We start from the raw sequence: 17,881 nt of genomic DNA, 5'->3' as shown, positions 1-17,881 counted from the left end.
CTGTGAGCGATTTTTTAAGGCAGAAGACTAATGATTCGCCTATTCTCAATACAAGAATCAGAAGTTTGATTTTTTTGAGTCTAGGGACTCCGCCCCAGTTCCTTAATAAGGGGTATTAAATTTATCGTTTGATTTTTCCAAGAATTTAAAATAATTCAAAATTAGTTGAAATTAGATTAAATATTTTGTTAGTTTAAGATATTGGAAAACAAACTAAGGCTTAGGGGGGGGTAGACCTAAGAATTCAGAAGAATATTCCGAAAAAATCCGTTTTTCAGTTTGTACTTTTCCAAGAATTGGAAGTTTCTGATCCTAAGTGATTTGGAAGTATGAACTAGAATACTTAAAATCAACCATTCTTTTAATTATTTCTAACAATTAACTAGTAACTACTATGAAAAAGTTGAAAATTTTATCAATTGTATTGTGCCTTGGATTCGTAGGAATTCTGGGAATTGACTTGTCCGGTTCCACCAATCAGGAATCGGTTTTAGGTTCTTTAATGACTACTTCATTTGCTCAAGCTTCTGTTGGAGGGGACGGGACAGAACCCTGTCCTCCTTGTGGGCCATTGATGAGTAATGCATCTGGTACCCTTTATTGTTGCGCTGATACCAATAGCGACTACTGCCCTGCGGCTAGATGTTAGGTTTACAAGCAACAAGCTGTCTCATACTTGCATTTGAGACAGCTTGTACTTCTGAAATAAAATAAAAACTCTTTTAAACGAAATCCATGAGATTTAACAACTTTATATTTATCCCCGTAGTTTTTCTTGTTTTTTGTAAGCATAAAGTACAAAAAGAGGTCCTTACCTATACTACAATTTCACAAAATTTGCCTAAGGCTGATGATGTAATCGATTTTGATAATTATTTTGAAATCACTGAAATTATTGCATTAGAGACGAATGATTCATCAATTATCGACTTTGTACATAAAGTTTTAATAGATGAATATTTATTTTTAAAGGGTAGTGGTGCAATTTTTAAGTTTGATAAAACTGGAAAATTCATTTCTAAGATTGAAAAAGGTAAGGATGGGCCTGATGGTTTTATAAATTTAACGGATGTTGTTTTAATGCCGGATCAAAATCGAATTTGGGTATATGATTCTAATCAAAGGAATTTACTTCAATTTGATTATGATTTTGATTTTGAGATAAATTATAAATTAGGTTTTCCTCTTTTTGGTATAGAAAAAAGTGATGACCGTTTATTGGGTACACCTGGGTACATGATGTCTATAGATAAGCCGAGAGCTTTGATTAATTTTTCAGGTGAAAACTTGGCCATTGGGTATTCTTTGGAAAACTCTTTTCTTCCGTTTGAAATAGAAAAATCTAAATACTTGCACATAAATAGAGATGATTACTTTTCAATATTAAATCAAAACGAATTTAACTTTGTTAATTCTTTTAATGATACAATTTATTCTATCAATAAATATGGTGTGCCTACTATCGAATACTATATTGATTTTCAGGACAAAAAAGTATTAAATGAGGATTTGATCAATAGAGGGTTTTCTACCATTGTGGATGTATTTACCTATATTAATTCAACAAACAAATCTTTTAATATAGGTAATGTTTTTCAAAGTAAATCGTTTCTCACATTTCGTTTTTTTAATTCAGGCAAACCTTATTTGTCAATTTACAATAAAGATGATAAGAGTCTTGTTTCAGGAGGCCGAATTAAGTTTAACTTAAATGGTAGTGAATTTTTCGTTGACTTTGAGGAGGAAATGAGGATCGGATCACTCGGTGAAGGAATTGGATATATTTCTCTTCCACTAGAAAGTGGATTTCTTTCCGAATTAGATGAATTCGCTCAATTAAATGAAAGTGATAACCCCCTAATTTTAATATTTCATGAAAAATAGGTTTTTTGCAGTGTTTTTAATCTTTTTTTCTTGTTCTGAAAAAGTTGATTCTGATAATTTTTCTAGTAAAAGTGTAGATGTACTATCAGAAATAGTTTCCGATAGGTTTTATGATGAGGACTTCTTTTTATCCTTTGAAAAAGTGTTTTCGGAAAAAACAACTGGCTTTTTATTTATTTTGCCAAGTTCTTCCTGTTTTAATTGTTTTGATTATTTGATAGATCAATTGGCCGAGTTTATCAGAAAAAATCCTTCAAATCAGATTATTGTAGTAAAAAGCGAAAATATTAAGGATAGGCAAATAATATATGCTTTAAGAAGAGTTGTAAATAAAGATAATTTTCAAATCTTTAATAATATTGAAATAGATTATATTAACCAGCATGAATTTTATCCAAAATTGGGCCATATTAAAAATGGGAATTTATCTTGTATAGCTGTTTTCGAACAAGGAAATGACAGTAAGGTTCGAAATTATTTTAAATTTATTGATCTTATGGTAAAGTAAAGTAATTCAATTTCTTCAATATTTCTTCGCTCTTTTATTTATTCCTTATAAAAAAAGTCCGGTCCAGAGCTTTCAATTCTGGTAAAAAACCTACTTTCGGAAAGTTTGAGGGATTTAGTGAGGGGCTGAGTCAGCAGGAACGGGCTGTTTAGTAGGCAATAGGCAGTTTGCAGTCCTGCTAACTATCGGGAGCAGGGTTCAGTAAGAAATTTTCAGTAGGCATTGTTGAACCTTAGAGACAACTCCTAGTCCAATCAATAATCTGTGCAAGTCTGTGTAATCTGTGAGCAATTATAGATTTCAACAGGCTGTAATCGATCTATTACGATCTGAAAAATCGAAATAAATTTGAGTGGTTAGTCCTGCTTTAATTCAGTTTTTAGGCTATTCCTTTTAATTCACCAAAACAATATCCTGCCTTTTCTGCTTTTTTGTCTGATATATCCACCAATGAAATCTCTTATACCTATCCTCCTCGTTTTTACACTTTTTACCAGCTGCGCTTTCAAATCAATCACCAGGACCAGGGACCTAACCTACCTTCAAAAATCCAATAACCTGCCTGAAAAGCAGCTCAATATTTTTGCACCCAAAAAAGCCCAAAAGGCTCCAGTGTTGATCTTTATTCATGGAGGAAGCTGGAATAAGGGAAGGAAGGAAATCTATGATTTTTTGGGAAGTCGACTTGCCCGAAGAGGAGTGGTCACGGTAATCATCGATTATCCTTTGGCACCGGAATATCTGGTTCCTGCCATGGAGAAGGCAAGCGCAAGGTCTGTCCAATGGGTGCAGGAAAATATTGCCAATTATGGTGGTGACCCCGATCAAATTTACGTTTCGGGTCATTCGGCAGGAGGTCATTTGGCTGCTCTGGTCGCCATCAAGGAAGAACCTTGGCAAGAATTGGGTATCCAAAATCCTTTGAAGGGTGCTATTCTGAACGACCCGGCGGGATTGGATTGGTATTGGTTTCTGACTGAGCGAAAGGAAAAATACAACGCCGAAGACAACTACGATGCTTTTACGGACAAGCCTGAGGTGTGGAAGGAATATTCGCCGATTTACTTTCTGGATGGAAAAGAGATTCCTTTACTAGTCATGGAAGGAGAAAAAACCTATCCCGGGATTCGATTGACAGTGGAGCGGTTTAGAAAGGAAGCGGAAGAAAAAGGCATGGACTTGACCTACTCCTTTTACCCCAAAACCAAGCATATTCCCATGATTACCCAGTATTTTTGGACTTGGAGCAAGGGATACAAGGATGTCTTGGGTTTTGTGAAAAAAGAATAGAACACTGACCACGGCCCACTGCACTTTGGAATAATACTTCACACTTATTCTGTTTGGTATTGGAAACAAAGCACCTAATCACAAAGAATATTCAACTGGAAGTCCTTGACCTCTGCCCTTAGCTAATCCAACGACTGAGAAACTCCAAAAAGGGCTCCTTGTAATTATCTCCCACAGAGATTTGATGATTGCCGATAATTACCGTGTTTTTGGCAATAGAGTCAATGTGGTCCAATGCTATAATATGCGAGCGATGCACCCGCATATACTTATCCGAAGGAAGTAGCTCCTCCATATTTTTCATGCTGGTCAGTGACAGCAGGGGATTGGGCTTCGACTTCAGATGGACCTTAACGTAGTCTTTGTAGGCTTCCACGTGCGTAATATCCTTCAGCATCACTTTGACCAGCTGGTATTCCACTTTGAGGAAAATATATTCTGGCTGAGCCTCGGATTCCTTTCTAGGCTGGATTTCTGAGTTTTGTTTTACTTTTTCGAAGTATTGATAGGCCTTGGTAGCGGCAGCCAGAAAGTCCTCGTAGCTATAGGGTTTGAGCAGGTAGTCCAGCGCCTCAACCTTGTAGCCCTCGATGGCAAACTGATGGTAGGCCGTGCAAAAAATGATTCGGGTTTTGTCGGAATTCTTTTTTCCATCCAGGATTCTCGCCAGCTCCATTCCCGAGAGATCCGGCATCTGAATATCCATAAAGATCAGTTGAACTTCATTTTGGTTGACAAATCCCAAGGCTTCTATTCCGTTGGAAAACTCTCCAATCAGGTCCAAAAAGGAGGTCTGCTTGATGAATTTGGTCAGCAGGCTCAGTGCCAGGGGTTCGTCATCTACGGCTATGCATTTGATCTTCATGACAAGTCGATGGTCAGATTTACCCAATACTCCTGTTTTGATTCGTCTTTGCCAAATTTCAGCCGATGTTTTCCGGGATAGATCAGGCTTAGTCTCCGTTGGGTATTGGTCAGTCCGATGCCATTTTCATGCGCTTCGGGGCTATCCGGATTGACGGGAAAGATTTGGTTTCGTGTTTCAAAAAAGAGGGTTTTGCCCATGATTTCCACTTTGACCACGATCTCGCTTTCCTTTTGGGAGCTGATACCGTGCTTGAAGCAGTTTTCCAGAAAGGGAAGCAGCAGCATGGGGGCGATGATCAGGTCGTCCTTGGGCTCGTCGATCTGAATGTTCAGGCTTACTTTGGAAGAAAGCCTCATTTTCATCAGTTCGATGTAATCCTGGATAAAGTTCAACTCTTTGGAGAGTAGCGTTTCGTTTTTTTGATTTTCGTAAAGTACATAGCGCATCATCCGGGAGAGTTTGAGCAGGGCCTCCTGAGCTTTACTCACTTCCAGGTTGGTCAAGGCATAGATATTATTTAGGGTATTGAAGAAAAAGTGGGGGTTGATCTGGGCTTTCAGGTAAGAAAGTTCGGTATTGATCCGCTGTCGGTCCATTTCCCTTCTGAGTGTTTCATCTTTTTGGTATTTGGTGACCAAGGCCACAGAGGTACTCAACCCAATGGAAATGACGAATAGCAGGAGTTGGAAAATATCCCCTGGAAGCCATCTTTTGGAAGGGTCATAAGGCTTATTGGGATTAAATAGCATGTGCATGGCTTTTCCATAGCCGATGAATTGCTCGAAATAGACGATCAGGCCATAAAATAGAACAGCACCCAACAGAACCATCAAGAGATAGAGGTAGTTTTTTCCTTTCAGCAGAATCTTAGGGACCAGAATTGAAGAGTTGGAATAAAAAATTGTGATCAGGATTCCGACAAGAAAGACCTGCTTCATCCAAAATTGATAGGGGAGCTGGATTTCCCCCATTCTCCAGGAAAGCGGAGAAAGCAGCAGAAGGACTACCACCAGCATGATCCATCCTAGCAAGTGGACTAGTAGGGAAAGGTTTTTATTGGGGATCAGATTTGGCATTCGGTTGATTTTCAGTGTCCAAACTAAGGCAATTTCTCTTTCTCCCTCAAATCAAATCTACCAATCCATTCTTTCTTCCTATGAAACTCCAATTTTTTGGGATTAAGCCTCCTTGTCTGGAAAGGTGGGGATTCATCCTCCTTTAAATTGGATTGGTCGATAAAACGGGCAGGGCGGTCTATTTCATTTTTTAAGCCTGAACATTGCCTCGACCTTTGGGGTACTAATAGGCGAATACCTTGTTTGAAAACAAAACCATGAATAAACTACTCAATCTAGTACTTGCATTTTTGATCTTGGGAGTGGGACAATCCCTTGCTCAGGACAATCCGGAAAAGAAAACAGCCGGAAGAATTATTGGGGTGGCAAAGGATCTCAAATCCGGAGAACCTGTAGGCTACGCAACCGCTGCTTTATATAAACTCGGAAGCGACGTCAGTACCTCAGGCGCAGTCGCTGATGGCGATGGCGTATTTTACATTACCGGGTATGACCTCGGGGAGTATGAGCTTCAGGTTACTTTCCTCGGTTATGAAACAGCCAAAAGGGTGGTCAACATCAACTCCCTTGGCACAGAAATCAATCTGGGAGAAATAGGCATGAGTGATGAAGGGGTTGCTTTGGAAGAAGTAACGGTACAAGGTCAGCGGGAATTGATCGAAGAAAGAGTCGATCGAACCATCTACAAGGCCGAAAATGATAAAACCACAGCAGGAGGTGATGCAACAGATGTTTTGAGAAGAGTCCCTATGCTCTCTGTGGATCTGGATGGAAATGTATCCATGAGGGGTAGTTCCAACATTTTGGTCCTCATTGACAACAGACCCTCTGCCATTGCCGCCTCTTCCATTTCGGATGCTTTGCGACAGATTCCTGCAGACGAAATCAAGGCTGTGGAGGTCATCACTTCTCCCTCCGCCCGATTTGACGCAGAAGGGACCTCCGGTGTCATCAATATCGTGACCAAAAAGAACAACCTTCAGGGAGTTTCGCTCAACATCAACTCCGGTTTTGGTCTGAGGGGATCCAATTTGGGTCTTCAGGGAAGTGCAAGGACAGGCAAGTTTGGTTTTTCCCTTGGAGGATTTGGAAGAGCAGGATATAACATTCTAGGAGGTTTTGACAACCAACAAATCACCAACAATTCCGATGGGACCATTTCCAAAACCATTCAGTCTGCCGAAACCGAACGAAGAGATTTGTTTGGTAGATACAACTTTGGAGTGGATTATGAGATTGATCAGTACAACTTCCTGACCGGTTCAGTCAATTTTGGAGTCAGAAATTCCAAAAACTGGCAAAACGATTTCTTGACCCAGAATTTCCTCGACGATGTACTCAGAGGCGAACAGTTTCGCGCTACCAATTCGATTGACAATTCCAATTCGATAGATGTCAGCTTAAACTATACCCGTACCTATGAGAAAAAAGGCAGAGAATTGAGCTTTTTGACCCTTTATTCCGTGAACGACCGGGAAAATTCTTTCACCAACACCCTTTTTGAAGAAAATCAGGTGGATGTGTTTTCCAGACTCAGAAATATCAACCCCAGCAAAAACGAGGAGTTTACCGTACAGATTGACTATGTCACCCCATTGGATCAAAAAGGAAACCAAATCCTGGAATACGGAGCCAAGAATATTCTTAGAAAAGCCTACTCGGACTTTTCCTACTTCGCAGCAGAGGGAGCAGATGGAGCGTTTGTACAGTTGGAAGATCCAAGCCTGAGCAACGAATTCAGCTATGATCAGAATGTGACTGCAGGCTATCTTTCCTATACGCTTCCACTTTTGAAAAACTACACGCTCAAAACAGGTCTTCGCTACGAATACACCATGATTGAAGCAGATTTCAAAACGGAGTTTGAAGCTGAAATTCCTTCCTATGGAACCTTGGTACCCAGCATCAATGCCAGCCGAAGACTGAAAAACGGAAACATGATCAAGGCAGCCTATAATAGACGAATTCAGAGACCTTCTCTTCGATTCCTCAACCCGAACATTGAAGCGGTCAACCCGCAATTGATCACTCAGGGTAATCCTGAATTGGAGCCTGAATTGACGGATAATTATGAGTTAGGCTACAGTACCTTCATTAAAAGTACCACGATCAACTTTACCGGATTTTTCCGGAATACCACGGGTTCCATTCAGCCGATCAGAACTACTCAAAATGACGGAATTATCTTTACCACTTATGAAAACGTAGGTCAGGAGCAAGCCTTTGGGACCAACATTTTCTTCAATATCAATATCAACAACAAGTTATCCCTCAATGGAGGTGGTGATTTGTACTACGCGATCTTGGACAATGGCCTTACGGATCCTCAATTTGCTGCCCAAAATGAGGGTTTTGTAGTCTCAGGAAGATTATTTGGAAACTATTCCCTGCCTAAAAACTGGCAGATGCAACTGTTCTCCTTTGCCAGAGGCAGAAGAGTAGAGCTTCAAGGAACCTCAGGAGGATTTGCAGTGTATGGCTTGAGCTTCAATAAGCAGTTCAATGAGAAAAGAGGCTCTATTGGCTTTGGGGCTGAGAACTTCCTAGCCAAGGAGTTTGTCGTCCGAAATGAAATCATCACCCCGACCATTGTCCAAAACAGCACCAATGCCATCCGAAATTTGAATTTCAAGATCAACTTCAATTACCGTATCGGAAAGCTCAGTATGGACCAAAGACCCAGAAGAAGAAAGTCCATCAATAACGACGACCTCAAAGAGGGCGGAGGAGATGGTGGAATGGAAAATGGGGGAGGTGCTCCGGTGAGAAACCGATAAAGACTCCCTGATTTGGAGAGTCCACGCTGAGTATTTAAGGGCTGTTCTGGATTGAAAAGAGCTTAAATGGGGGATTTTTCCCTGATATTCCAGCTAGTTTGTACTACCACATTAATGTTCGGAACTGACCATTCCGTCATTTTCCCACAAATGATAGATAGATTGGGTAACAAAAAACCCTGGCCATTCGGTCAGGGCTTTTTTGTGGAAAAAAAGGCTGGTATAGTGTTGATAAAACCTGCATGGATCCGGGATTTTCTCCAGGATTAATTTTTAGTTTCTGTAAAGCACCTTGTTGATGGCTTCGACTGTTCTTCTCACATTGGGAAGGGTTGCATCGATATAAGTCGGAGAGTAACTCAATGGGATATCCATGGAGTTGACCCGAATGACCGGAGAATCAAGATAATCAAAGGCATATCTCTGGAAATGGTAAGTCAATTCAGAAGAAATGGCAGCAATTGGATTTGCCTCTTCCACGATAACAGCTCTGTTGGTCTTTTTCAATGATTCCACGCAGGTTGCATAATCGATGGGGCGTACCGTTCTCAAGTCGATCACATCGCACTCGATGCCTTCCTTTGCCATTTCCTCTGCTGCCTCAAGGGCCACTTTCATCATTTTTCCGAAGGAAATCAGGGTAACATCTTTCCCTTTTCTCTTTACATCGGCCACACCGATAGGGAGGAGGTATTCAGACTCAGGTACTTCTCCTTTGTCAGAATACATCAATTCGGATTCCATAAAGATGACCGGATCCGGATCACGGATGGCAGCTTTGAGCAGCCCTTTGGCATCGTATGGGTTGGATGGAACGATTACCTTCAGTCCTGGAGTATTGGCAAACCAATTCTCAAAGTTGGAGGAGTGGGTAGCCCCGAGTTGTCCGGCGTTTCCGGTAGGACCTCGGAAAACTACCGGTACGGAATAGGCTCCTCCAGACATGGAATACATCTTGGCGGCCGAGTTGATGATTTGATCTATGGCTACCAGAGAGAAATTGAAGGTCATGAACTCGATGATGGGCTTCAGTCCGTTCATTGCAGCGCCTACTCCCAAGCCGGCAAATCCCAACTCGGAGATAGGAGTGTCATAAATTCGGTCAGGTCCAAATTCATCGAGCATCCCTTGGGATACTTTGTAGGCCCCATTGTATTCGGCCACCTCTTCTCCCATTAAAAAGACGTTTTTATCCCGTCTCATTTCTTCGGACATCGCCTCTCTCAAAGCTTCCCTGAATTGTATTTCTCTCATGATTTAAAGACAAAATTTTGGCTCGTAAAAATAGGAAGGAATCGGGCATTTGCAAAAGTTGCCGGATTCTTTGTCCAGGTGGATTTTACCCCAGATAGACGGTCTTGGAATTGACAAATTCAAGAATACCCTGACGGCTAAGCTCTCGGCCATAGCCGGAGTTTTTGATTCCTCCAAAGGGAAGCCAAGGATGACTGGCCACCATGGAATTGATGAATACCGCGCCACTTTCTATCAATTGGCTCATTCGCTCTGCTCGAGATGGATCCTTTGTCCATACGGATGCACCCAGTCCAAAATCTGTTGCATTGGCGATTTGGACGGCTTCTTGTTCACTTTCAAAAGAAAAGAAGGAAGCCACAGGTCCAAACATCTCCTCCTGAAACGCAGGGGAGTTTTTGGGGATATCCGTAATAAGGGTGGGTTTGAAGAAAGGAGAACCTTGTTCTGGTTTTTCTCCTCCAAATGGTATTTTGGCTCCCAAAAGCCGGGATTTTTTTACCTGATTGAATAGATCCACTGCCAAGTCAGGTCTCGCCATGCAGGCATAATCTGCGTTTTCGTCCAAAGGATCACCTTCTCTTAATTGACTTAGTTTTTCCTGAAACGACTCTATAAATCGTTTATAGATCGATTGCTCAATCAAAAACCGTTTGGCGGCAATGCAACTTTGCCCAAAATTGATCATCCGGGCTTTGACGGCAGTATCCACTGCTTTTTCCAGATTTGCATCGGCAAAAACCACGAAAGGATCACTGCCGCCCAGTTCAAGAAGGGTTTTTTTCAGTCCCTTTCCGGCAGCTGCGGCAATGGCCCGTCCAGCATGCTCGCTCCCAGTGAGGGAAACTGCTCTGACTTGAGGCTCCATGATAAGACTTAAGGTTACAGTCGAACTGACCAATAGGGATTGAAAGAGGCCCTTTGGAAATCCGGCCTGCTCAAAGACTTCCTGTATGGCCAAAGCACACTGAGGTACATTGGAAGCGTGCTTCAATACCCCGGCGTTGCCTGCCATCAGGGTAGGCGCTGCAAATCGGAACACCTGCCAAAATGGGAAGTTCCAAGGCATTACCGCGAGGATTACACCCAATGGCTGGTGAATTACTTTGGCCTTTTTGCCATCAGGAAGGGCTACAGGCTCATCCTGGAGAAAGTCCGCCGCAAAGTCCGCATAGTAATCACAGACCCAGGCACATTTGTCAATTTCTGCTCTGGATTCACGGATCACTTTTCCCATTTCCAAGGAAATTAGTCGGGCATAGTGTTCTTTTTTACCGCGGAGTTGCTCCCCTGCTTTTTTCATTAAACTTGCCCTTTTTTCGAGGGGCGTCTCCTTCCATTCCTGAAAAGCCTGGTGTGCTTGGACCAAATGAGATTTGGCTTCTTCCAGACTGACTGGCACAAACTCCTTCAGAATTTGGTCGGTAAATGGGTTGATGGATTTAATCAATTTCATTTTTCAATGGGTTTGCCTGCCTCTTTCCAAGCGGTAATGCCGCCCTCGAGCATATATACATGTTTAAAACCCGCATCCTGCATTAAATCTGCAGCTTTTCGGGTGCGGCTTCCCGAACGGCAATAGAGGAGGTAGGTTTTCTTTTTATCCAGTTTCTCAATTTCTTCGGCAAACGTTTCCCCGAGAAAATTGATGTTTAAGGCTCCGTTCAAGTGCCCGTCTGACACCTCTTCAGGAGTCCGGACATCCACGATTCTTGCTTTCTTTTTGGAAGACATCTTTTCAAATTGGTCGATGGAAATCACCTGAATCGAATCTTTGGGGACTTCCTGAGAAAAAGTGGGATGGCTCAAAAAGAGCAGCAGGAACACAGTGAGCAAGAGGTAGAATTTCATAAAGAAAATGGTTTTGAGGTAATAAAATGGGGGTTCAATTTGAGCAGGTCAAGATGATTTTTATGGGTAGAGTATGGCGCTGATGATCGGAATGGATTGAAATTATTTGATGGGTATCCTGAGGCTATTTTGTCTCTTTAAGTTAAACTTGAACTTAAATTTACTCAAAATGCGCCAAAAGATCGGTTTGATTTCCGATTCCCACAGTTACATTGATCACCAAACGCTGGAATATCTCCAGAATGTAGATGAAATTTGGCATGCCGGAGATGTAGGGGAGGCAGGAGTCCTGGACAGACTGCCTAAAGGAATTCCAATACGGGGAGTGTTTGGGAATATCGACGATGCATCAATCCGGGCAAGGTTTCCGGAGTGGAATGAGTTTAGCCTCGAAGGGGTGAAGGTACTGATGACTCATATCGGAGGAAAACCTCCCCGCTATGCCAAAGGAATTAAAAGGCTAATCAGGGAGTCCAAAGCTCAACTGTTTGTCTGCGGTCATTCCCATATCTGCAAGGTGGAGTTTGATAGGGAACTCAATTGTCTCTACATGAACCCCGGGGCTATTGGTCAGCAGGGATTTCATCAGATGCGTACGCTCTTGCTATTTGAACTCGACCAGGGAAAAATCACCAACCTGAGGGTGGTGGAACTCGGCAAAAGAGGGAAAGTCTGAAAATCAAAAAAGCGGCTGTTTGGCCGCTTTTTGTCTTCTTGAAGGAAGAAATTACTTAGAGAAAGAAGCCTTAAGCTCTTCTACATCGACATTTTTTATCACAGGCTTCGCACTCAACTGCTTGATTTTGATCACGCGAGCATTCTGCCCCTGTCTTTTTCTTCTCAACTTTCTTTTTAGAGTAGTTACACCCATGGCCGTATATGTTTAAGTTTTTGGATTCGAAACGAGGGGCAAAGATAGGAAGACAATTCTTTTATGCCTAAAAATCCGGCAAATTATTCTTGGAGAAAATCCAGGATGCTCCGGCCTTTTGGGGATTTTTGGGTAAATTTGGGCCAAAATCACCAAGTAAACCATGCAAAAGCCCTCCCTTCCCAAAGGAACGCGAGACTTTGGAACCCTTCAAATGGGTCGAAGAAACTTCATTCTGGATACCATTAAAGAGACTTTTCAGCTGTTTGGCTACCAACAGATCGAAACTCCCGCCATGGAAAATCTTTCTACCCTTACCGGAAAGTACGGGGATGAGGGCGATCAGCTCTTGTTCAAAATTCTCAATTCCGGGGATTTCGCCAAGGACCTGACTGAAGATGATCTTAAAAATGGTAGTCACACCATCCTTCCAAAAGTTTCAGAAAAAGGGCTGCGCTATGATCTGACGGTTCCTTTTGCTCGCTACGTGGTAATGAATCGGAATGAATTGGTTTTTCCTTTCAAGCGCTACCAAATCCAACCGGTATGGAGAGCAGATCGCCCCCAAAAGGGCCGCTACAGGGAATTTTTTCAGTGTGACGCGGATGTAGTGGGTACGGATAGTCTGGTATGCGAGGCGGAAATTATTCTCATGATCCGGAGAGTCTTTGCCAAGTTGGGACTCAAATCCTACAGCATCAAGGTGAATAACCGAAAGATTCTCACCGGGATCGCCGAGGCGATTGGGGAGGCAGGCAAGGAAGGGCCTCTCTGTGTGGCGATGGATAAGCTGGACAAAATCGGCTGGGAAAAAGTAAAGGAGGAATTGTCCCAAAGGGGATTTGGAGAGACTTCTGTTCAAAAACTCGCTCCCTTGATTAACATGGAAGAAGGGCTGAAGAATAAGCTGGATTTTCTCAGGGAATTTCTAAAAAGCTCAGAAACAGGATTGAAAGGGATACAGGAATTAGAAGAAGCCTTTGGACTATTGAAGCAAATGGGTGAGGATATGGCTCATGTGGATTTTGATGTTTTGTTGGCAAGAGGGCTTTCGTATTATACCGGAGCCATCTTTGAAGTCAAAGTCCATGGGGTCTCCATTGGGTCTGTAAGTGGAGGAGGAAGGTACGACGACCTTACCGGCGTTTTTGGAATGCCGGGAGTGTCGGGAGTAGGGTTCTCATTCGGAGTAGACCGAATCTACGATGTATTGGAAGAGTTGGGACTATTTCCTGAAGAAAACCTACAGGGGACCCGCCTGCTTTTGGCTTATTTTGACCAAAAGGGCTTTGATTATGCCTTGTCCATTTTAGGTAAGTTCAGAGCAGCCCGGATCAAAGCTGAGATCTACCCTGATCCCTCCAAGCTCAAAAAGCAGTTGGAATTTGCCTCCAAAAAAGAAATCCCCTACGTGGGGATTTGTGGTGATGCCGAGATCAGTACCGGCACCTTGGCGCTGAAAAACCTAAGATCCGGGGATCAGCAAGCCTATACTATAGAAGAAGCAGTAAAAACCTTAAGTCAATCCACCTCCACAATGGCAGATACCGGAAGATAAATGCCTTCTTTGAGTACCACAAAGTCGGCCCCTACAGCCCAAACCGTGGTGTGCACCTGATATACGTTTCCATCAGCGGTTTCGAAAGTCAGGTATACCTTGGTTTGAAGTAGGTTGCCCAGCGTCTGAGATCGGTGAAGAGATGCTTCTCTAAGTTTTTTCTGTTCAGCAGTGGATAGGACTTCTTTTTTCGAAAAGGTTAAATTGCGGATCGCTTCTTTTTCGATCCGGGTAATGGTTTTCATGGTCGAAGAGGTTAAGTTATATTCTATTTTACAGAATTTATGAGGTAAAAGTTGGCTAAAATATTCTTATGAATGGTATAAAAAGAGATACAACGGAATAATATTTTGTTATCCAGATTCAAATAGAATATTATCTTATTTAGCTTGCTTATTTCTACCTCCCGAAAAAGATATATTTGAAAAAAAATTAAGCATTATGTTCGATTTGATGGGAATGATGGGCAAAGTCAAAGAAGCCCAGGCAAAAATAAAAGAGGCTCAGGCCAAGTTGGTTCATCTGCGTGCTGAAGGAGAGGCGGGTGCCGGTATGGTCAAAGTGTGGGTGAATGGAGAGCGGAAAGTTCTGACCATCGAAATGGATGAATCTCTGCTCAGTCCAAATGACAAGGAGATGCTGAGTGACTTAATCGTGGCGGCTACCAACAAAGCCATGGAAGCCATTGAGGTGAAAATCAAAGAAGAGATGAAAGCTGCTACTCAAGGCATGCTTCCCAATATTCCGGGTATGGACTTGGGGAGTATGTTTGGATGAGCAACAAAAGGTATTTCTATTGGGAACTTTCCTTTGTGGTAAATCAGAGAAGCCCTCTTTTTTTATGAAAAAATCCGCGGTTGTTATTCTCAATTACAATGGAGAAAAGGTCTTGCCAACTTTCCTTCCCTCAGTATTGGCCCATAGCCAATCGGATATCTGGGTGATTGACAATAGCAGCACGGATTCTTCTCTTTCCTTGCTTGAGCATGAGTTTCCTCTGGTAAAAATCATTCGACTCTCCTCAAACTTTGGGTTTGCAGGTGGATACAATTGGGGGCTTGAATCGCTCAAGGGACAATATGAATTTCTTATTTTGCTCAATTCGGATGTGGAAGTGACTCCTGCTTGGGACCAGAACCTGATAGGCTGGCTGGAAAGGTATCCAGATTACTCTTGTGTACAGCCCAAAATTCTTTCGTGGTCCGACCGGGAGCAGTTTGATTATGCCGGTGCGGGAGGGGGATTTTTGGATAGCTTGGGCTACCCTTACTGCAGAGGGAGGATTTGGGATGTGTTGGAAACAGACCAGGGGCAATACGACGATTCTTTGACCGTGGATTGGGCTTCCGGCGCATGCATGGTCATTCGGTCAGCCGATTTTTTTGAACAGGAAGGATTTGATGCACATTTTTTCGCCCATATGGAGGAAATTGACCTCTGTTGGAGATTGCGGATTTCCGGAAAAAAAATCGGGTATTGTGGAGCAGTGAAAGTCTATCATCAGGGAGGAGCCACCCTTTCCCGTTCCAGTCCCAAAAAGCTTCACCTCAATATCAGAAACAGTCTGAGTATGCTTTATAAAAATGAATCCAAAAGCAGGTTTTGGATGATTTTTTTATTGAAGTGGATCTTGGAAAGCATATCGGCCCTTCAGTTTTCCCTCAAAGGGGATAAAGAAGCCTCCCGGGCAATAGTGAAAGGCTATTTGGATTTTCTGAAGAGCAGGCATTTGTTCGAAAATCAGATGGAAAAACAAAAAGACCGGGGTATTTTCCGGTCTGGACCTGTGCGTTTTCTCTTTTGGCACTTTTTTATCTTGGGCAAAAGAAAGTTTTCGGAACTTTAATCGAATAGGACTGGATTGTTCATCTTGCGAAAATACTTTCTGATTTTCATCATCATAGCCATCGATACATAGACGATGACTGGGGACCCCAAAGTGATGAATGAGGAATAAATGAAAAATAGTCGAATGCTGTCAATTGGAAAATTTAATTTCTCCCCAAGGCGGGAACACACGCCAAAAGCTCTTTCTTCGAAGAACAGTTTTAATTTTTCCATGATTTGTGGTGGTTTAGTTGATCAAAAATAGAATAAATGCCGGTCTTTCCAATAAGTAAACTTTCTGTCAGATTGTTTTCCTACCTGACAATTTTTCTTTGGCTATCAGGCTATTGTAGCGAATCTTTGGCAAGAACTGTGCCTGAAAGCAAGTATTTGAACAATGCCACAGTTTACCCATACAAATTAAAATTGGAAGGAGACTCCTTGAGATTTGAAGTCCAAGGCAATATTCCCATTGCCTCTGTGATGGCAATCCGCAACAGTAAATTGAAGCTTTATTTTGTCTCACAGTCCCGAAAAATGGAATTGGGGGAAATTCCCCTGATCCGAGAAGGGACGGTTTTCAGGTTTGAAAAGGGGTACTCGCTTTTCTTTGAAGACTGGATGTTGGGCGCAAGTTTGGAGTTGCAGTTTGTTCAGCAAAAGCGGTCAGGTGAGGAGGTTTTGGAAAAAAGACTACTGACCAAAGGAGTCCTTGCTCCACAGCTGATGGTCAAGCTGGGGGAGGTCTATTCCGATGAGCCCATTCCGGAAGTTGGGGCCTACATTTTGTCAGGACAGACAGATAAAGATGCTGCGCAAAAAGGGGAATTCGTAGTTTATTTTGATCCGGGAGCCTCCCAACTCAAAAAAAATGCGGCTTATCAATCCACCCTAAACGAATTGGATGTTTTTCTTCAGAATTTCCCTCTTCTTCAATCCTTCAAAATTACCGGATTGCAATCTCCGGAAACTTCTGAGGGCAAATCCAGTCAACTGGGAATGGCCCGTGCTTCAGCGGTCAAAAAAGGCCTTGCGGATCGTTTGCAAGCATTTCCGGACTCCCTTATTCGTATAGATTCGAGATGGAACGACTGGTTTGATTTGAGGTTGCTTTTGAGGGATTATGAGGGAATATCCACTCAGCGAAAAGATGAAATGTATGCAGTATTGATGAACAGGGAATCTTTTCAGGATCAGTATTCGAGATTAGTCAAAATTCCGGGTTTTTCACAGGTACAGAAAGATTTGTTTCCCAAGCTTCGAGCTGTGAAAATTGAAATTGTAGCCAAACCCAGAAAAGGCTTGACTATGGAGCAGACTCGAAAGCTCAATGTGGCCTTGAAAAATACCACTTCAGGTTCACTGTTAACCCTTGAGGAATGGATTCAGGCTGCTGAAGCCACGAATAGCTTAGATGAAAAAGCGCTAATCTATTCCAAGATGACGGAATATTTTCACTCTCCATTGCCCTACAACAACATGGCGGTAGTCCGCATGCGACAGGCCCAGCGTACCTTGGATTATGGATCCAAGGAGATTCTTTGGGATGAAGCGGACCGATTGTTGGTTCAAGCTTATCGCGTGGAGGCGAATCCTTATTCTTTACACAATCAAGGTCAGATTTTGGCTTTGAAAGGAAACTACTGGGATGCCTATAAAAAGCTTTCGGAAGCTTCGGTTGGAATACAGAATAAAGATTTGGTCCGGAGAAACGAGGCCCTCCGTGGGGCATTGGATATTTTGAGAGGGGATTATAAGTTGGCTACCTTGAGGTTTGACTATGAATTTTCCGATCCCAAAGACTATTTCAATAAAGGTTTGGCCTTTTACCTGATAGAGGATTTTTCGGAAGCTAATGCTGCATTTGAGGAATCGGTGATTTTGGGAAGGAGTTTTGGCTATGGATATTACGGCTTGGCCATGATAGCGGCAGGTTCTGGGCAGGCGGAAATAGCACTGATTCATCTAAAAAGGGCAGTAGAATCCAATCGGCAATTGGCAGAGAAGGCTTTTCAGGATCCTGTTTTTCAGGAATTAAGAGAAACAGAAGAGTTTTTCTCGGTATTCAATTCCCGCCGATAAAGAAAAGAAAATTCGGATTTTCAGGTTAGTAGAAT

16 protein-coding genes are annotated in these 17,881 nt (G+C 42.5%); 9 read left to right on the top strand and 7 right to left on the bottom strand.

The window, feature by feature from the left end; translation table 11 throughout:
* Positions 1 to 735: 735 nt before the first annotated feature.
* The 3 genes from AAA943_RS18090 to AAA943_RS18080 all read left to right on the top strand — a co-directional run bounded on the left by AAA943_RS18090 (position 736) and on the right by AAA943_RS18080 (position 3,682).
* The gene (locus AAA943_RS18090; protein ID WP_338225703.1) at positions 736 to 1,884 is read left to right on the top strand and encodes a 6-bladed beta-propeller; all 1,149 of its coding nucleotides are present in this window, start codon (positions 736 to 738) and stop codon (positions 1,882 to 1,884) included.
* Positions 1,874 to 2,392 carry a hypothetical protein gene (locus tag AAA943_RS18085; protein WP_338225702.1) on the top strand — a complete coding sequence of 173 codons (519 nt, stop codon included), beginning with the start codon at positions 1,874 to 1,876 and terminating at the stop codon, positions 2,390 to 2,392. Before AAA943_RS18090 ends, AAA943_RS18085 begins: the two co-directional genes overlap by 11 nt.
* A 450-nt stretch (positions 2,393 to 2,842) precedes the next feature.
* Complete coding sequence (locus tag AAA943_RS18080; protein WP_338225701.1) at positions 2,843 to 3,682, top strand: alpha/beta hydrolase; 840 nt, start codon at positions 2,843 to 2,845, stop codon at positions 3,680 to 3,682.
* Positions 3,683 to 3,800: 118 nt separating this feature from the next.
* Here the strand turns inward: AAA943_RS18080 and AAA943_RS18075 are convergent, their stop codons facing one another.
* Positions 3,801 to 4,547, bottom strand: a complete 747-nt coding sequence (locus tag AAA943_RS18075; RefSeq protein WP_338225700.1) for a LytR/AlgR family response regulator transcription factor — start codon at positions 4,545 to 4,547, stop codon at positions 3,801 to 3,803.
* Positions 4,544 to 5,626, bottom strand: a complete 1,083-nt coding sequence (locus AAA943_RS18070; RefSeq protein ID WP_338225699.1) for a sensor histidine kinase — start codon at positions 5,624 to 5,626, stop codon at positions 4,544 to 4,546. The genes AAA943_RS18075 and AAA943_RS18070 overlap by 4 nt, the downstream gene beginning before the upstream one ends.
* Before the next feature lie 257 nt (positions 5,627 to 5,883).
* Here AAA943_RS18070 and AAA943_RS18065 point away from each other — a divergent pair, with 257 nt between their 5' ends.
* Positions 5,884 to 8,403, top strand: coding sequence for a TonB-dependent receptor (locus AAA943_RS18065; protein ID WP_338225698.1), 2,520 nt, complete (start codon positions 5,884 to 5,886; stop codon positions 8,401 to 8,403).
* Between the two features lie 273 nt (positions 8,404 to 8,676).
* Here AAA943_RS18065 and AAA943_RS18060 read toward each other — a convergent pair whose 3' ends face one another.
* The 3 genes from AAA943_RS18060 to AAA943_RS18050 form a co-directional block, all read right to left on the bottom strand.
* Positions 8,677 to 9,657, bottom strand: a complete 981-nt coding sequence (locus AAA943_RS18060) for a pyruvate dehydrogenase complex E1 component subunit beta (protein WP_338225697.1) — start codon at positions 9,655 to 9,657, stop codon at positions 8,677 to 8,679.
* An 85-nt stretch (positions 9,658 to 9,742) separates the two neighbouring features.
* Complete coding sequence (locus tag AAA943_RS18055) at positions 9,743 to 11,113, bottom strand: NAD-dependent succinate-semialdehyde dehydrogenase (protein WP_338225696.1); 1,371 nt, start codon at positions 11,111 to 11,113, stop codon at positions 9,743 to 9,745.
* Entirely contained in the window at positions 11,110 to 11,508 is a 399-nt protein-coding gene (locus AAA943_RS18050) for a rhodanese-like domain-containing protein (RefSeq protein ID WP_338225695.1), read from the bottom strand. Before AAA943_RS18050 ends, AAA943_RS18055 begins: the two co-directional genes overlap by 4 nt.
* Before the next feature lie 169 nt (positions 11,509 to 11,677).
* On the opposite strand from AAA943_RS18050, the gene AAA943_RS18045 reads away from it, so the two are divergent.
* Complete coding sequence (locus tag AAA943_RS18045; RefSeq protein WP_338225694.1) at positions 11,678 to 12,184, top strand: metallophosphoesterase family protein; 507 nt, start codon at positions 11,678 to 11,680, stop codon at positions 12,182 to 12,184.
* Between the two features lie 358 nt (positions 12,185 to 12,542).
* Positions 12,543 to 13,937, top strand: a complete 1,395-nt coding sequence (gene hisS, locus AAA943_RS18040; RefSeq protein WP_338225692.1) for a histidine--tRNA ligase — start codon at positions 12,543 to 12,545, stop codon at positions 13,935 to 13,937.
* Here the strand turns inward: hisS and AAA943_RS18035 are convergent.
* Positions 13,901 to 14,182 carry a hypothetical protein gene (locus tag AAA943_RS18035; RefSeq protein WP_338225691.1) on the bottom strand — a complete coding sequence of 94 codons (282 nt, stop codon included), beginning with the start codon at positions 14,180 to 14,182 and terminating at the stop codon, positions 13,901 to 13,903. The genes hisS and AAA943_RS18035 overlap by 37 nt on opposite strands.
* Before the next feature lie 196 nt (positions 14,183 to 14,378).
* Here AAA943_RS18035 and AAA943_RS18030 point away from each other — a divergent pair, with 196 nt between their 5' ends.
* Both AAA943_RS18030 and AAA943_RS18025 read left to right on the top strand, forming a co-directional pair.
* Positions 14,379 to 14,714, top strand: a complete 336-nt coding sequence (locus AAA943_RS18030) for a YbaB/EbfC family nucleoid-associated protein (protein WP_338225689.1) — start codon at positions 14,379 to 14,381, stop codon at positions 14,712 to 14,714.
* 64 nt (positions 14,715 to 14,778) lie between these two features.
* Positions 14,779 to 15,783 (top strand): glycosyltransferase family 2 protein, encoded by a 1,005-nt coding sequence (locus tag AAA943_RS18025; protein WP_338225688.1) that lies wholly within the window; start codon positions 14,779 to 14,781, stop codon positions 15,781 to 15,783.
* On the opposite strand, the gene AAA943_RS18020 is transcribed toward AAA943_RS18025, so the two are convergent.
* The gene (locus AAA943_RS18020) at positions 15,780 to 15,998 is read right to left on the bottom strand and encodes a PspC domain-containing protein (protein ID WP_338225687.1); all 219 of its coding nucleotides are present in this window, start codon (positions 15,996 to 15,998) and stop codon (positions 15,780 to 15,782) included. The two genes, AAA943_RS18025 and AAA943_RS18020, sit on opposite strands and share 4 nt — an antisense overlap.
* Positions 15,999 to 16,124: 126 nt before the next feature.
* Here AAA943_RS18020 and AAA943_RS18015 point away from each other — a divergent pair, with 126 nt between their 5' ends.
* Positions 16,125 to 17,846: a TPR end-of-group domain-containing protein gene (locus AAA943_RS18015; protein WP_338225686.1), complete on the top strand. Its 1,722-nt coding sequence runs from the start codon at positions 16,125 to 16,127 to the stop codon at positions 17,844 to 17,846.
* Positions 17,847 to 17,881: the final 35 nt, after the last annotated feature.

The sequence above is a fragment of the Algoriphagus confluentis genome (assembly GCF_036245625.1).
In the GTDB taxonomy this organism is placed as follows: Bacteria; Bacteroidota; Bacteroidia; order Cytophagales; family Cyclobacteriaceae; genus Algoriphagus; species Algoriphagus confluentis.
The sequence above is the reverse complement of the archived record's forward strand: the minus strand, read 5'-3'. Positions and strand labels throughout refer to the sequence as shown.

Excerpts from the sequence above, each read along its gene's own strand:
- AAA943_RS18030 (WP_338225689.1), top strand. The coding sequence starts at position 14,379 with ATGTTCGATTTGATGGGAATGATGGGCAAAGTCAAAGAAGCCCAGGCA.
- AAA943_RS18090 (WP_338225703.1), top strand. The coding sequence starts at position 736 with ATGAGATTTAACAACTTTATATTTATCCCCGTAGTTTTTCTTGTTTTT.
- AAA943_RS18075 (WP_338225700.1), bottom strand. The coding sequence starts at position 4,547 with ATGAAGATCAAATGCATAGCCGTAGATGACGAACCCCTGGCACTGAGC.
- AAA943_RS18025 (WP_338225688.1), top strand. The coding sequence starts at position 14,779 with ATGAAAAAATCCGCGGTTGTTATTCTCAATTACAATGGAGAAAAGGTC.
- AAA943_RS18050 (WP_338225695.1), bottom strand. The coding sequence starts at position 11,508 with ATGAAATTCTACCTCTTGCTCACTGTGTTCCTGCTGCTCTTTTTGAGC.
- AAA943_RS18080 (WP_338225701.1), top strand. The coding sequence starts at position 2,843 with ATGAAATCTCTTATACCTATCCTCCTCGTTTTTACACTTTTTACCAGC.
- AAA943_RS18055 (WP_338225696.1), bottom strand. The coding sequence starts at position 11,113 with ATGAAATTGATTAAATCCATCAACCCATTTACCGACCAAATTCTGAAG.
- AAA943_RS18085 (WP_338225702.1), top strand. The coding sequence starts at position 1,874 with ATGAAAAATAGGTTTTTTGCAGTGTTTTTAATCTTTTTTTCTTGTTCT.
- hisS (WP_338225692.1), top strand. The coding sequence starts at position 12,543 with ATGCAAAAGCCCTCCCTTCCCAAAGGAACGCGAGACTTTGGAACCCTT.
- AAA943_RS18070 (WP_338225699.1), bottom strand. The coding sequence starts at position 5,626 with ATGCCAAATCTGATCCCCAATAAAAACCTTTCCCTACTAGTCCACTTG.
- AAA943_RS18065 (WP_338225698.1), top strand. The coding sequence starts at position 5,884 with ATGAATAAACTACTCAATCTAGTACTTGCATTTTTGATCTTGGGAGTG.
- AAA943_RS18045 (WP_338225694.1), top strand. The coding sequence starts at position 11,678 with ATGCGCCAAAAGATCGGTTTGATTTCCGATTCCCACAGTTACATTGAT.
- AAA943_RS18020 (WP_338225687.1), bottom strand. The coding sequence starts at position 15,998 with ATGGAAAAATTAAAACTGTTCTTCGAAGAAAGAGCTTTTGGCGTGTGT.
- AAA943_RS18035 (WP_338225691.1), bottom strand. The coding sequence starts at position 14,182 with ATGAAAACCATTACCCGGATCGAAAAAGAAGCGATCCGCAATTTAACC.
- AAA943_RS18060 (WP_338225697.1), bottom strand. The coding sequence starts at position 9,657 with ATGAGAGAAATACAATTCAGGGAAGCTTTGAGAGAGGCGATGTCCGAA.